General features: G+C 68.1%; 1 protein-coding gene (running past one end of the window). It reads right to left on the minus strand.

Translation table 11 applies throughout. The annotated features are described in order from the left end of the window. A protein-coding gene (locus ACE3RQ_RS02310; protein WP_374519492.1) for an LEPR-XLL domain-containing protein crosses the window boundary here: on the minus strand, positions 1-16,309 show its 3' portion. Its footprint extends 16,076 nt past the window's final position; 16,309 of the gene's 32,385 nt are visible here — the last part of the coding sequence; its start codon lies off the right edge, out of view; the stop codon is at positions 1-3.

The following is a 16,309-nucleotide window of genomic DNA, read 5'->3' on the forward strand; positions in this document are numbered from 1 at the left end:
TCAGCGCAGGGTGGCCTTGGGCGCGGCGCTGGCGCTGACGGGCAGTTGCACCCGCAGGCTGGCGTTGGGGTTGCGCTGCGCCTCGCCCTGGCCCAGGTGCTGGGTGAAGTCGCGCACCCAGTTGCCCTTGCCAGCGGGCGCCGTGGCCAGGGCCGCGGCCTGGGCGCCGCCCAGCGTCCAGTCGATGCTGGGCGCGGGGGCGCGGGCGGTGGCGGCCGTGGCCTCGGGCGCGGCCATCAGCGGCAGGCCATAGGGCCACAGGCCGTGCGGCGGCACGCTGGGCACCACCGGGGTGAGCGGCAGGCCGTAGGCGGGGGCGCTGCGCTGGCCGGTGGCCAGGGTGTCGGCCATCCAGGGCGTGTCGCCGTGGTGCAGACCAGTGGCGTGGCCCAGCTCGTGCACCAGGGCCGAGAGCAGGTCCATGCGCTGGGCGGCCAGGCCCGGCAGGGCGAAGCCGCTGGGGTCGAACTCTTCGTCCGCGTCGGGGGTGAGGTCAACGAACCAGCCGTGGCCGGCGGCGTCGATGTCCAGCGTGATGACGCCGTCGTCGTGCCAGCTGGCGATGGCCGCGCCGCCCAGGTCTTCGATGCGCAGGTGCACCCGGGAGAGCGCAGCCAGCAGGGCCGGGTCGTCGCCCAGGTCGAGCCGGCGCACGGCGGCATCGAACAGGCTTTGCGCCTGCTCGGCCGTTAGCGCGGGGCCGTGGGTGCCCTGGCCCACGCTGTCAGCCTGCAGCAGTTGCACGGTGCTGGCCTGGGGCAGGGTGTAGCCCGCCAGGGCGCGGTCGTTGGCGCGCAGGGTGAAGCTGTCGAACTGGGCGCTGGCACCGCGGGCCATGAGGCCGAAGTTGCCGTCCACCAGAGCCGCGTTGAAGGCGTGGCTGCCCACCAGCGAGCCGTTGGCGTACACGCTGAGCGAGGCGCCGTTGGAGACCAGCTTGAGCGTCACGTCGGCCCCGGCGGCAATGGTGCGGGCGAAGCTGCGGTCGATCACCCAGCCGTCGCGGTTGCTGTGGTGGCCCACCAGGATGCGGTCGCCTGCCTCGTCCACCGCCACGAATTTGAAGTCGGTGCTGCTGTACACGTCGAAGGCGATGCCAGCCAGGCCGCTGGCGCTGGTGATCTTGAGCTTGGCCTCCAGTTCGATGATGGAGTCGGCCGCGATCTCGGTGCCCAGGTTGGCCAGGCGCAGCGCGTTGGTGTTGGCCGGGGCGCTCACGGTGGTGAAGCCGCCGGCTTCGGTCCAGGTGCCGGTGGTGGCGCCACCGTCGAGCAGGCCGGTGCTGCTGTCTTGGCCGTCGGTGATGTTGAGCGTCCAGTCGGGCGGCAGCACCTGCACGGTGAAGTTGTCCACCGTGCCCTTGGAGCCGTCCAGGCCGAAGCCCACCAGGCCGTGGCTCAGGGGTTGGGCCTCGCCGTCTTCCATGCGCGGGGCGAAGGTGTAGGTGAACCAGTTCACCCCGGCCACCGACACGGTGACGTTGGTGCCGTTCACCGCCACCAGCATGTCGTAGGCCGTGCCGGGCTTGAGTTGCACCGGCTTGTTGGACTTGACCACCATGTGCCAGCCGCTGGCGTCGCGGTAGCCCATCTCGATCTGGTTGGTCGAGACGTTGATGCCGGCGTACTTGAAGTCGCTGGGCGACTGGTAGTCGAAGATGACGTAGGCGTTGGCCTTCCAGGTGCCGGTGGGCTTGTCGGCGGTGATGGTGGCGCTGATCTCGAAGTACGAGGGCAGGTAGTTGTCGAGGTAGTACACCGCCGCGGCCTGGGTGGTGCCACTGTCGGCCGAGGCCACCATCTTGCCGCCGCTCACGCTGAACTTGCCGGCGTCCACCGCGAACACGTCCATGGTGCCGTCGTTGAAGGTGGCGGTGCGCAGCACGTCGCGCCGGCCGCCGGGGATGTTGCCGGCCTGCGGGTCGGTGGGGCCGCCGGTCTGGTCTTGCCAGTAGCCGTGGTCTTGCTGGGTGATCAGGCCGATCTCGCTGTTCACGCCGCCCGAGAGCTTGTTCACGTTGCTGTAGCGGTCGGTGCCGTTGCTGTCGCCGGTGTCGGCGGTGCGGGTGATGTCGCCGCCGTCGCTGAAGGCCTGGGCGTAGAGGAAGTCGAACAGGTGCGGTGGCACCTGGCGGCTCACCGTGGCGATGCCGAAGGGCGAGAAGGGCACGAGGTAGCTGTTGAACTCGCCCACCCAGTCGATCAGCCGGTCGCCGCCGGTGTTGCCGATCAGGATGTCCAGCCCCGCGCCGCCGAACACGCGGTCTTCGTACGAGGGGTGGGTGTCGGGCACGTCGTTCAGACCGCCGGTGGTGTCGTAGGTCTTGCTGTAGACCACGGTGCCGGTGGCGGTGTTGTAGCTGGCGTTGCGCCCGCCCATCACGTCGTCGCCATTGAGCAGGTCATTGCCCCAGCCGCCGTAGAGGTGGTCGCGCCCGGTGCCGCCCACCACCCAGTCGTTGCCCAGGTCACCGAAGATGGCGTCGCGGCCGTCGCTCTCGCGCTGTTGCAGCGAGCTGGTGATGGGCGTGCCGTTGTTGTTGAACTGGGTGTAGCCCGCGATCTTCACGCCCTCGTCTTCCGCGAAGTTCAGGAAGTACTGCTTCAGGTCGGTGAGCTGCTGGCCCGCGCCCAGCGGGTTGCTGTCGTCCCACACCTCGCCGCTGGCGTGGAAGAGGATGAGGCGGCGCGGGTCGTACTCGTCGTACAGGAAGAACTCACCCAGGCGCGGCACGATGGGCTTGGGCGAATTCCACGGGTTGGTGTCGTCGCCGAAGTACAGGATGTTGCCGGGGTTCCAGGGGCGGTTGAAGTCCACCCGCACCAGGCCGCTGACCGGGGTGACCTGCTGCTCGAGCTGGCCGGTGTTCACCTCGCTGCCGAAGCGCACGGTGTACGACTCGTTCAGGGCCTCGGCGCCGCTGATGGCGTCGTTGCCCGAGCCGCCGTGCAGGAAGTCGTCGCCCAGGCCACCGAAGATGATGTCGTCGGCGAACAGCGGTGCAAAGAGCTGCACGGTGAGCGGGTCGCTGTTGGGGCGCTCGCTCTCGGGTACCAGCAGGTGCGGCGTGAGGTCCACCGACTTCTTGATCTCGCCACCGATGTTGATGGTCTCGGTCTGCACCGAGCCGGGGGTGGAGATGAACTCGTTGAGCACGTCGCCCTGGCTGGTGCGGGTGTCGGGGTCGCTGGCGAGCAGGGGTAGCACGCCGTAGAGCGATTCGGCCTTGGCGGCGTCGGCGGTGTTGCGGCTGGTGAAGATGCGGCCGTCGTCGCCGAGTACGCCGTCTTCGCCGGTGCCGCCGGAGATCCAGTCGGCGCCCCAGCCGCCGATGATGTCGTCGTCTTCGGCGTCGCCGAAGGCGATGTCGGCCCCGCCGCCGAGGTAGATGGTGTCGTCGCCGGTTTCGCCGTGCACCTCGTCGTGGCCGCCGATGTCGTGGCGGGCATAGAGGCCGAACTCGGCGCGCATGCCAGCGGGTATCACCTCGCCTGCCTCGCCGGTGGGCAGGTAGAAGTCGTCGGGCTTGAAGTCGGGGCCGCCCGGGGTGTAGTCGAGCAGGCTCACGCCGCGCACCACGATCTTCTCGCCGGCGTAGATGTCGTAGTTGAAGGTGACGTAGTTGGGCTTGGCCGGGTTGTTGGTGTTCACGTCCTGCCCGTTGATGCCCACGATGCGCACGATGTTGCCGTTGTCGCCCACGATGGTGTCGGCATCGGCCGCGTGGCGGGCCGACGCCGTGCCACTGTCGGACAGGGAGCCGTCGGCGTTGAGCGCGTTATTGCGCGAGATCTGCGTGCCCGAGCCGCCGAAGAGGAAGTCGTCATCGTCGGGCCGGCTGTTGGCGCTGGTCAGGCTGAAGAAGCTCGATGAGCCGCCCACCAGGTCGTCCTGGCCGAGGTTGCCGAAGATCACGTCGCAACCGCCGCCGCCTTCGATGTAGTCCTGCCCGTCGGTGGCGGCGTTGTCCTGGCTGGCCACCACCTTCAGCGCGCCCACCGGGTCGTCCAGCGTGCCTTGGGCGCGGGCCGCGCCCACGTGTGCGCCACCGGCCGCTGCGCTTTCGATGGAGCCATCGCCCTGGATCACGTCGTGCCCGAGCTGACCAAAGATCTGGTCGTGCCCGGCGCCACCGGCGATGTAGTCGTTGCCAAAGCTGCCTGCGCCCTCCTGGCCGGCCTCTACCGCGAAGGTGTGCAGGTCGGCGTAGTCGATGCGGTACTCGGCCCACCACTGCGGGCCGTTGGGGTCGCGGTAGTCGCGGGCCACGCCGTTGGTGAGCAATTGGCCGCTGGTGTTTTCGTTGATGGTGGGCGCCAGGGCTGCGTAGGCCGCGCCCAGTGACGTCGAGTCGATGCGGTCGGTGCGGCTGTAGAGCAGGGTGCCGTAGAGGCTCTGGAAGCGCAGGCTGGCGATGTCGTCCAGCAGGTTGCCGTCGTCGCCGCCATTGCGGTACAGGCGCACGTTGTCGCCAAAGATCAGGTCGTCGCCGCCCTTGCCGTCGAGCATGTCATGGCCCGCGCCGCCGATCAGGATGTCGGCGATGTCGGTGCCACGGATGGTGTCGTCGTCGCCGTTTTGCAGCTCCACCGACACGATGGCCAGCACCGAGCCCAGGCTGGTGGTCTGGATCTTCTGCAGCAGCGGGCCGCCGGGCAGGTCAGGCAGGTTGGGGTCGGACACGTACTGGATGACCTGGCCGTGGTCGCCGAACACGATGTTGGGCAGGTCGGGCAGGGCAGTGCCGTTGCCCTCCAGCACGTCGCGCCCGGCCGTCAGGTCATCGCGCACCGGCGAGGGCGCGGGCTTGAAGGTGCTGTCGGCCTTGGGGGTGGCCGGGTCCACCGAGGGCGCGGGGCTGCGGTCGCTGGTGGCGATGTCGAGTGCGCGGGTGAGGATGTTCACGTTCACGCCGCTGTCGCCATAGATGTGGTCGCTGCCGCGCTGGCCGCGAATGGTGTCGTCGCCCGAGCCGCCAGCCAGGTGGTCACCGGCCTGGCTGCCAATGATCAGGTCGTTGCCCGCGCCGCCGTAGGCGGTGATGCCCACGGTGATGCCAGCGGCGGCCAGCTGGGCATCGGTCATGCCGGCGAACAGGGCGCTGGCGTCGATGATGTCGTGGCCCGCCAGCTTGTAGGGATTGGCCACGGGGAAAATCCACTCGTCGTCTTCGTTCTCTTCGTCCGGCAGGTTGGGGAAGGGGTCGAACGGCTTCTCGCCGAACTCCAGGCCCAGGCGGTCTTGCGCCCGGCCCGAGTACCACACGCCGTCCTGGCTGGTGTCGCCATAGATCACCAGCGGGCTGTTGGGGCCGGCACCGCCCGTGACCACGAAGTGGTCGCCGCCCACGCGCATGCCGCCGTCACGCCGCACGTCGTAGCCGAACACGGTGATGGTCTTGGGGCCCACGCAGCCGCACTGGGTCAGGGCCGCATCGGCCAGCACCAGCTTGCTGCTCAGGCTGGCGCCGCTGCCGCTGTTGAGGATCTGCGCCACGGTAAAGCCACCGGCATAGCCTTCCACATAGACCACTTGGCCCACGAAGAAGCCGGCGTCTTGCCAGGTCTGGCCGGTGCGGGTGATGGTGCTGCGCAGGTCGTCCACCAGCAGGTGCGGGTTGAAGTCTTCCAGTTGCACCACCACGCTTTCGGTCACGGTGGTGCGCAGGGCCTCGGCCACGTGGATGTGCAGGCCCTGGTTGGCGCCGGCCGCGATGGGCGTGCCCTGGGTGGGCATCAGCACCAGCACCGAGCCAGTGCCCCAGCCGTCGAAGGGCTGGGTGCCGGGGCCGGTCCAGGTGGCGTCGCCCACGGCCTTCACCAGGTAGGTGTGCGCGCCGTTGCCAATCTGGATGTACTGGCCTACCGCGTACTGGTCGTCGGTGAAGCTGCGGCCGTCGGTGCGGGTGAGGGTGATGCCCGCCACCTGTTGGCCGTTGTGCGTGACGGTGGTGGTGCCCACGTTGAAGGTGCCGTCGGTGGCGATCCAGCGGTTGCCGCCGCCGTGCGTCACGGTCAGGCCGCCGTGCGGGCCTTGCACAAAGAGGGCCTGGTAGGCCAGGGCCCCGTTGGCCAGGCCTGCGCCTTCGAGCGTCATGTCAAAGCCGTTGGCCGAGATCGACAACACGCGGTATTGCTGGTCGCCCTGCGTGGTGCGCAGGGTGATGAGGTGGCCGGCCAGGAAGCCTTCTTCGCTCCAGGTCTTGCCGGTCTTGCTCAAGGTGCCGCCGGTGGCGCTGGCGTTGCTCACCGCCACGGCCTGGCCGCTCACCAGCACCAGCGCGTCCAGCGCGGTGATGCGCACCTCGCCGCTGGGCGTGGGCAGGGCCGGGCCGCCGTTGACGCGCTGCACCACCAGGATGGAGTTGTCGTTGGGGTCGCGGTAGGGCTTGCCAGTGGCCGGGTTCAGGATGGGGTTGCCCAGGCCATCCACGTACTCGATGGCGTCTTCAATGGCCACCACGCGCCACTGGCCGGCCACGCCGTCCACCTGAATGAGCTGGCCCACCAGGAAGCCTTGTGCCTTCCAGTCAAAGCCGGCGCGGGTGATGGTGCCCTGGCCGATCACCTGGCCGTTGTCGTTCACGAAGCCCGTGTTGGCGAAGGTGAACACGTTCTGTGCCTGCACAAAGGGCGCAGGTTGCAGCGTGCCCTGGATGTCAAGCCGGTCATTGCCCTCGCCCAGCATCACGTTGAGCACTTCGATGGTGGACTGCTGGGCATCGGTGCCGATGCCGCCCGAGCCGAAGTTCACCTTGCCGAAGCTGATGCCGCCGGGCACCACCAGGCTTTCGCCGAAGGTGGCGGCGTCGGCCTCGTCCAGGCCGTAGACCAGCTTGGTGAAGTCCAGCGTCTCGGCCATGTTGAAGCCGCTGAGGTTGGTCTGCGTCAGCACGCCACGGGTGTTGGCCTTGCTGGAGTCGTTGAAGACGTTGAGCACGTCGATCTGCTGGCTCTCGGGGGCCTGCGCGCCGATGGCGATCAGGAAGCCGTCTTTCTCGCCTGGCAGCTTCACGCCGTTGGTGAGTGAGCGGTCGGCGCCCGCGGGGCCGCCTTCCACGGCCAGCGGGCCACGGATGTTGGAGAGGTAGTGCCCGGTCACCGGGAAGATCTTCACGCCTTCGCGTACCGAGGGCACGTCGAAGAAGGTGTCGGCCTTGAGCACCACCGTGAGGTTCTGGTGCCAGGCGCTGGCATCGCCCTCGGTGCTGTTAAAGGTGATGACCTTGGCGATGCGGTTCACCTCCACGTTCGCGCCATTCGCGTTGGCCAGCCAGGCGGGCATGGGGCCGGCGTTCTCCAGGGTGAACTGCAGGCGGTTGTCGAAGGTGTCGTTGTCGCCGCGGATGATGGCGATCTTCAGGTCGATGAACTGCCCGGTGCGCTGGCCGCTGGCGTCCAGCTCGAAGATGCGCACGCGCTGGCCTTCCAGGAAGCCCTCGGCCAGCCAGCCTTCCATGCTGCCGGTGGCGTCTCGCAGCAGGCGGTCCACGAACACGTCGGCGCCGGCCTTGAGCGAGAGCAACTCGTCCTTGACGTTTTCTTCCAGCGTCACGTGGCCCTTCCACACGCCCTCGGGCGAGAGCACCGAAAGGTCCACGTTGGCGATTTCGGTGGTGGTGGCGCTGGCAAAGGCGCGGTCCAGCGTGAGGGTCTGGCCGTCTGCGCTCACGTTGGTGACCACGTAGTCGCCGTCGCGCCCGGCACCGGCACCGCCGATGCGAAGCTGCTCGCCCACGCGCCAGCCTTCGTCGATGAAGCTGCCCAGGTCGGCCCCTGTGCCGCGGGTGAGGGTGGCCAGGCCGCCGCCGTTGGCGAACACCAGGCTGCCGTCAAAGCGCAGCGTGGGCCGGATGGCACCCACCGTCTGGTAGGCCGGGTTCAGCGGGTTGCCGTTGCCGTCGAGCACATTGGCCACGTCGGCCAGGCCGTCGGTGAGCACGGCCACCTGCACCGTCTTGCCGGCCTCGATGGGGCGGGTGAGGCGGATGGTGTAGGTGTCGGTGTCCACACCGTCTTTGATGAGCACCGTGCTGCCACCGCTCTCCAGCACCACCGAGCCTTCGGTTTCGTTGTCGATGACTTCCACATCGAAGAAGGCGGGGTTGGCGCGCAGGTTGGGCAGCACGTAGTCGCCGTCGGCGTCCACATTGCGGGCCGGGTCGATCTCCAGGCGCAGCACGGCGGTCTCGGCGTCTTCGGGCACGTCGTCGTCGTGCGCCTCCACCACCACCACATAGCCCTTGTCCCAGTTGGCGCTGGTGAACAGCAGGGTCTGGGTGCCGGCCACGAAGCCACTGGAGCTGAGCTTGGCCTTGGCGCTGGTGAGCGACATCGCGTCCTGTCCGGGCACATCGAAGCCCACCTGGATGGCGATGCTGTCGCCCGGCTGCGGCGCGCGGGTGAGCTTCACCACGAAGGCGTCGCGCAGGCCGGTGGTGGCGTTGCCTTCGATCACCAAGGTGCGGCCGTCGCTGATGAGCGCGTCGGTGGCCGGGTTGATGGTGCCCAGGTTGGTGTAGGCGGTGGCGTCGAGTTCGATGATCTGCACCCCGGGGGTGTCGTTGTCTTTCACCGTGACCTCGACGTTGCGCACGTCAATGCTGTCGTACACCGGCACGTTGGAGATCACCGAGTGCTGCACCACCACCACGCGCTCGCCTTCGGCGCGCGGGTCATCGGGCGCGTACACAAAGACCTTGCGCTCCTGGTTCCAGTTGCTGGCGTCGAACTTCAGCACCAGTGCGCGGTTGGCCACCGGGGTGTTGATGCCGTTGACCTGGATGAAGCGCTGGAAGTCGGCATCGGTGACGAGGGCGCCCGGGTCCACCTCGGACAGCCAGATCGTGTCCCCATTGCCGTCAAACAGCGGGTCGTCGTTGAGGTCGTAGCCGTCGCGCTCTTCCTGGTTGGACCGGGCGGCCGACACGGTGACGTACACCACCTCGCTGCCCGTGAGCTGCTTGGCCAGGCGCACGGTGTAGAAGTCGGTCATGCCGTTGCCGGTGATCTCTTGCACCTCGGTGCGGCCGTTGGTGGCGCCACCGGTTTCTTCGTTGATGACCACCAGGCCCTCGCCGGGCACCGGCACGTTGTAGTCGATGCCGTCGATCAGCAGGCCGTTGTAGAGGAAGTCGTCAGACGTGACGAGGTGCTCCGTCCAGCCCGAGGCGCCTTCGAGTTCGCGGGTGACGATGTCTTCGGTCACGTCGCCGGCCACGTTGATGGTGTCCGAGCCCAGGCCGCCGATCACGCGGTAGGCCACGCCGAACTCGGTGGACTGCACGAAGAAGCGGTCATCGCCCTCCAGGCCGTCCACCTCCACGACCTCGATGGTGGTGTAGCTCACGTTCAGGCCGGCGCCGTAGATGCCCTTCTTGGTGATGACGATGTCGTCGGCGAACTCGGTGCCCAGGATCACCAGCTTGTCAAAGCCGGCGCCGCCGTCCACCGAGACCGGGGCGTTCACGTTGTAGCGCACCTCGTCGTTGCCGCCGCCGGTGCGGATATCGGGCGCCTGCGCCACCGAGAAGCCGCGCCCGATCTGGGGCGAGGCCACGCCGTCGGCATCGAGCACGATGGTGTCGTCGCTCACGTTGCCCCGGGTGAGGTTGAGGTCAACGTAGTTGATGGTGGTGTCGCGGTTCACGTCGAACGGGCTCACGCCAGCCGGCGGGGCGGGCAAGGCGTTGATGCGCGTCAGCAAGGCGTCTTTGTAGTCGGCCAGCGGCTGGGCATTGCCCAGCACGCCGGGCAGGTTCAGCGCGGTGATGGAGGCGGCCACGCTGTTGCCCAGCTGGAACAGGCGGTCCAGTTCCTTGAGCACGGCCACGCCGGCGTCCAGGTCTTTCTGGTCGCGCACGCCGTCGTTGTTCCAGTCGAAGTCCACCGTGGCGGCCAGGGCAAAGGCGCGCACGATGAAGAGGTCGTTGTCGTCGTCGCCCTCCAGCCGCAGGGCCGACTGGTTCGAGTACACGCGGAACACGTCGTTGCCCGTGCCGCCCTGCGCCACCATGGGTGCGCTGGTGCCGGCCGACAGCCAGCCGCGCGTGGTGGCCACCAGGTTGGCGAACACGTCTTCGGCCAGCAGGTTGCCCTCGGCCTGGTTGCGGTTGCTGCCGAACACCTGGCCGATCTGGAAGGTGTCGGCGCCGGCGCCGCCGTCCAGCGTGGTGATGACGGTGGCGTCGTCGCTGAAGAAGGCGTCGTTGCCGCCCCGGCCTTCGATCACCAGTCGCCCGTTGAGGCCCCGGTCGTAGTTGATGCGCTGCACCTCTTTCGAGCTTTCGTTGCCCGGCAGCACGTCTTCGTAGGTGCTGAGCTGGCCGTGCAGCAAGGCCACGTAGCCCGGCTGGCTGACCTTGGCCGGGTCTTCGCCCGGAATGAACTGGCCCGCGCGCAGCAGGAAGATGTCGTCGGTGGTGGTCTTGTCGGCCGGCGCATCGAAGCCGTAGACGAAGGCCTCGTCCACGCCGTCGTCTTCCTGGCCACGGTCGAGCAGGTTGATGATGTAGTTGCGCTCCAGGGCGGCGCTGCCGGCATTCGAGCCGGTGGTGTGGATGAAGTAGCTGTCGCTGCCGGCCTGGCCGTCCAGGGTGAGCGTGTGCTGGGCCACCACGCTGGCCGTCTCGGGCGAGGTGCGGGTGGCACTGTCTTGCAGGTAGTACACGCGGAAGCGGTCCTCGCCGTCGTTGGCCCGGTCGCCCACGGCCACGCTGTCGTCGGCCGACCCGTATACCCGGGTCTTGCTGCCCACGAACACATAGCCGTCAGACGCGTCGCCGCTGGCGGTGCCGTTGTTGGTGCCACCGGCGATGCCGCTGGGGTCACCGAACTGGATGGTGTCCACGTCGCTGCCGCCAAACACCTGGAACAGGTGCTGCGGCGCGGTGAGCGTGGGCGCGGCCGTGCCCATGGGGTTGGCGCCCGTCTGGTTGCCCAATGTCACGTTGGCGCCGGCGATCAGCCGCCCGCGCAAGACCATGTTGGTGCCCCGGTTCGGGTCGGCGTTGCCGTGGTCGCCGCGCAGGGTCACGGCCAGGGCGGCCAGGATGGCGGTGTTTTCGTCGGTGAACACGTTGTCGCCCACCAGCAGTTCCACCCAGCCCTTCTCGGCCAGCACCTGGCCCTGGGCCACCACGCGCTCGGCATCCAGCTGGTTGCCGGGCAGGGTGCTGCCGTCTTCGGCAAAGCGGGCGGTGCCGTGGCCCACCAGCAGCAGGTGCTCGTCCAGGTCGGCGCTCTCGCGCACGGTCAGGCGGATGTTGCCCTCGTAGCTGTGGGCCAGCAGCAGGCGCAGCTCGGCGTCCACCTCGGTCAGGTAGATGCTGCCCTGGGCCTCCAGGGCCACGTCGTCCAGGCTTTCGTTGTTCAGGTCTTGGCGCAGCGTGTCGATGAAGCCACCCACGCTGCCGTCGGTGCCATCGGGCGTGTTCAGCGCCGCACCGCTGGCGAAGGCGCTGGACGAGCGGCGGCTGTCGATCTTCAGGTCGTTGCCGTCTTCGCCGATGGCGCCGCCGTTGGCGTCGATGTCGATGCTCTGGCCCAGCACGTTGGCGGCCTCACCCGCCTGGCGGTCGAACACCGAGCCGGCCTTGGTGCGCAGCGACACGTTTTCAGACGTGCTCACCGTGTGCACCAGCAGGTCGCCACTCATCTCGTCCAGGAAGATGCCCTGGGTGTTGTTCTGCGTGGCCAGGTCAAAGGCGCGCAGCACGCCGGTGCTGTTGTCGGCCCGCGCGACGTTGATCTCCAGGAAGTTGTTGTTGCGCCCGATGCCGCCCGTGCCGCCGTTGGGGGTGAGGGTGGGGTTGAGCACCTGCGCGGCCACCTGGCTGGCGTTGGGGTTGATGAAGGCCGAGGCCGCCACCAGGGTGATGTTTCGCCCGGCCACGTCGGACGTGGTGTTGGCGTCCCAGGTGGCGTCGATGATGGCCTGCGGCGAGTAGAGCAGCACGTCCTTGAACATCGAGGTGATGCTCTGCACCCGCATGTCGCCGGTTTTCTCGGTGAGCGCCACCCAGCCGTTGGTGAGCACGGTGAGGTGGCCCTCGCCCTGTTGATCGCCCGTGGCGGCCAGCTCGGTGATGCCCAGCACATTGACCATGCGGTTCTCGGTGTTCACCGCGTTGTTCACCGCCACCACCTTCACGTTGTTGCCGGCCTGCAGGCCCGGCAATTCGTAGCGCCCGCCGCTGGGCAGGGCGCCGGGGTTGCGGCCCCGGAAGTCGTAGGTGGAGGCGATCGGGTTGGTTTCGCCGCTGGCGAACACGCCGCGGCTCTGGTCGATGCGGTCGTTGTCGGGGATGTCAAAGAAGGTGTAGTGCAGCACGCCGTCGGGGTTCTGGCCGATGGTGTTGTCCCACTTCACGAAGACGCCGCCGTACTGGCCGCTGGTGTCCTGGTTCAGGCTGGAGTGCAGCAGCAGGTCAATGTCTTGCCCGGCCTTCACGCGGTCGATCTCCACCACGTAGTCGGCGCCGTCCATGCGCTGCAGGGCGCGCAGTTCCATGGCCACGCTGTTGCCGGCGTCCACGGTGAACTGCTCCATCACGGTGAGCGAGTGGCGGTCGGTGGGGCTGCCGCCGGGCAGCAGGTCAATGGCGTTGCCGGCCAGCGCGTCGGCCAGGGTGTTGGCCAGGCCAACGGTCTGGCCGTTGTCGTCCACCACGGTGTAGTAGAAGCGGCCGTTCACCAGGCCGCCAATGGCCGAGCCGGAGAGCGTCTGGTACTGCACCAGCTGGCCATTGACCAGCGGGTTGCCGTTGCCCAGGTTGATGCGGTTGGTGGTGAAGTTGACCTCGTTGGTGCGCAGCGTGGCCGGGATGGGCAGGCCCTGGCTGTCGTTGAGCATGGCGTCCACGATGTCCACGTTCACCCGGTCGGCCGCCACCGTGTTGGCGATGCCCAGGGCGGGCGTGCCGGCGCTGGTGGTGCCCACGTGGTCGCGCGCCTCGATCTTCAGGATGTTGGTGCGCACCAGCGAGTCCGCGTCGGTGGTGCCGTACACCGAGCCCACGTCGTTGCGCACGTAGGTGGTGCCGATGGGGTTGTTGATGGTGCCGTCCAGGTACACGTTGCGCGTGGCACCGGCGCCGCTGTCCGGGCCGAGGTTGAAGATCTCGATCACGGTGGGGGCCACGTCCTGCACGATGTCAAACGACAGCGAGCTGGAGAGGCCGCCGTTGCCAGCCTCGCGCGGGTCCAGCCAGATGATGGGGCGCGAATCGACCCCGGCGGTCACGTCGATGCCGTTGATCACCAGGTCTTTGTCGGAGCGGTTGGTGATCTTCACGCGCGAGAGGGTTTCGCGGAAGGTCCAGGTGCCACCCGCGCCGGCGATGGCCGCCGACACGAACACCACGTCGCCCGGGCCGGGGTTGGTGATGTCGTTCACCTCCACCACGCTGCCGTTGACGTTCTGGCCCTGGCCCTTGTCGGTGCCGCCGTCTTTCACGGTCACTTCCACGGCCACTTCGATCTTGCCGTCTTCGGCAATGTTGAGCTCGCGCACCAGCAGCTCGGGCGAGCGGCCGGAGAGGATGAGCACGTCAGAACTGAAATCGATCTCGTCGCCCACCGTGGCCGGCACGGGCGACTTGCTCGAACCGCCAAGGGCCAGTGATCGCTTGCTGGTGCTGGCTTTCACCTCGTTGGAGATGCTGCCGTTGGCGGTGGACACGTAGAAAGCCAGGTGCTCCTCGTTGCCTGCGGGAATGCCGGTGCCGGTGGGGTGGCCCAGCGGGTCGCCGCTCACCTCGCCGCTGCGCGGGCGAGGACCGGCCGTCACCAGTGCGCCAGCGGCACCGTTCACCGCCGAGTGCAGCTGAATGTTGGCCCGGGTGGTCGAGTCCACATAGCCGAACAGGCCGGTGGAGCGCGAGAAGGTTTTGGTGAGGGTGTCGACGTTGTCGTAGCGGGTGATGAAGTCCACCCCTTCCCAGCCGGTGACCTTGGCCCCGGTCATGAGGTTGATGCTCAGGTTGATGTCGGCGTACAGCGCGGCATAGGCCGTGCCCTCGCCATAGAAGCCAGCGCCGCGGCCATCGGCTTCCACGCGGGCGTAGAACTTGTCCATGGTGGCGCTCAGCAGCACCTGGTTGCCTTCCAGAATGGCGTTCTGCCCAATGGTCACTTCACTCTTGGAGCTGGCCACGTCGATCTGCACATCGGCGCTGGCATCGCCACCGAAGCCAATGCCCGAGCCGGTGGACTTGCCGGTGATGCTCACCCAGGCGTTGGCGTCCACCCGGGCCAGGCCGTTGGTGGCGCGCACCACGGCGTTCTCGCCAATGCTGGCAATGGCGACGAACTTGAGGTCGTTGGTGTCCTGGTCGTTGCCGCCGCTTTCGGCGTAGTCGGTGTTGGGGTAGACCGTGCCCACGAAGCCACCCGCGCTGGAGCGGGTGGTGGAGGCCGAGCGGGCGATCACGTCGGCCTCTACCGTCACGCTGTCCAGCGCCACCACCGAGGCGTTGTCGGCGATGCTGGCGGTGCTCTGCAGGTACTGGTCGCTGTCGGCGTTGGCCGAGCCCACGGCCACGAAGCCGCCGGTGCCATTGGTGGCGTAGGCGGTGGTGTTGGTTTCGGCCAGGCTTTGCACCACCACGCTGCCGTTGGTGGTGACCTGGGTGGCCGCCAGCACGGCGCTCACCGTGGGGTTGCTCACCACCGTGGCCTCGTTGGCGTTCACGCCCACGAAGCCGCCGCCCGAGCCCTTGGCGTAGGCGGTGGTGATGCCGTCGCCGGCGTTGGGCACCAGCTCGCTGAGCGACACCCCGTCTGGCCCGGTGAGGCTGTGCACCGGGTTGCTGCCGTTCACGTAGGTGAAGCTGGCCGACAGGTCAATGCGCAACTGCTGCACCGAGGCCGTGGCCTGGTTGGCCACCAGGTCCACCGCCAGCTTGCCAATGTGGTGGTTGCCAAAGGGCAGGGCGGGGTCGGTGGCGCGCGGCGCCAGGTTCAGGGCGCCGGCCGCGCTGGGGCTGAGCTTGAGGCGGAAGTGGTCGGCGTCGATCACGTCCACGTAGTAGGTGGCGTTGCTGGTGAGGCCGCCAATGGCCACGTCCTGCACGCGCACGAAGGAATGGGTGTCGGGGTCAAGAATGGTGTTGGCCGGTGCGTCGTAGTACTGCCGCGCGAGCTGGATCACCGCCGGCACGTCCACCGTGGCGTTCACCGTGCCGCGCGTGATGGTGGACAGGTCAGACGCCACGCTGTAGAGGCGCTGCGACACCGACAGCGTGAGCGTGTTGCCGCTGATGGCGTCAATGGTGTAGGTCTCGGCCGCGCCGGTGCTGTTCAGCCCGGCCGCGCCCACGGTGATCTGCTGGCCCACCGCGAAGCCCTCGCCAGTCCAGCCGCTGCCGCCGATCCACACGATCTGGTCTTTGTCGCCCGGGTTTTCGCCGCGGATGTACTGGAACTCGTCGGTGATGCGCTGGTTCTGCACATCGGGCCCGCCTGTGAGGGTGAGCGTGGCGCCGCTGAGCGCGCTGATGGTGTAGCTGCCGTTGTAGCCCGGTGCGCCGCTGATCTGGATCACCTGCGTGGTGGCAAAGCCGTTGTCGGCCCAGTTCTTCTGGTCGGCGCGCACCAGTTTCTGCACGCCGTTGTCCAGCACGAACCAGTAGTCGGTGGTGACGACGTCGTTCACCTTGAGCTGGATGCTGGTGGCGTTGACCACCTTCACCCGGTACACGCTGTTGTTCGCCAGGCCGCCGATGGCGGTGAGTTCGCCGTCGTTGCGCAGGCCGGTGAAGTCGGGGTCGTCCGGGTCGTTGGCGCGCGGGTCGGGGTTGACGAAGTCCTTGACGGTGTAGAGCACCTTGTCGCCATTGGCGAAGCCGTGCGCCGAGCCGAAGGTGATGCTGTCGCCGGCCTCGTTCACGCCGGCCATGGTGGCGGTGGCCGGTGCCGGGGCGATGTAGGTGACCGCGTCGCCCGTGTTCAGGCCGTGGCCCACCTGCGTGATGGCGTTGCTCTGGTCGTTCACGTCGGCCGGGGTGAAGGCGTCCAGCGAGGCGGTGGGGTTGGTGGCCTTGGCCAGCGAGTCCACCAGCTGGATGGTGCTGGCGTCGAGCACGCGCACGTAGTACAGGGTGCCGGCGTCAGCGCCTTCGCTGGCGGCCGCGATGCCCACGCCAGGCCGGTAGCGCAGCGTGTCGCCGTTGCTGTAGCTGTGGCCGCCGTTGAGGAAGGTGATGGTGTCGGCCAGGGCGTTGATCTGCACGCCGTCGGTGATGTACTCCACCGTGTCCAGGTCCACCGCGAACTCGGCCAGGCGGTGGCTGTTGAGGGTGCGGGTGCCT

Origin of the sequence: Hydrogenophaga sp., from assembly GCF_041913525.1 — a bacterium.
Taxonomy (GTDB): domain Bacteria; phylum Pseudomonadota; class Gammaproteobacteria; order Burkholderiales; family Burkholderiaceae_C; genus Hydrogenophaga.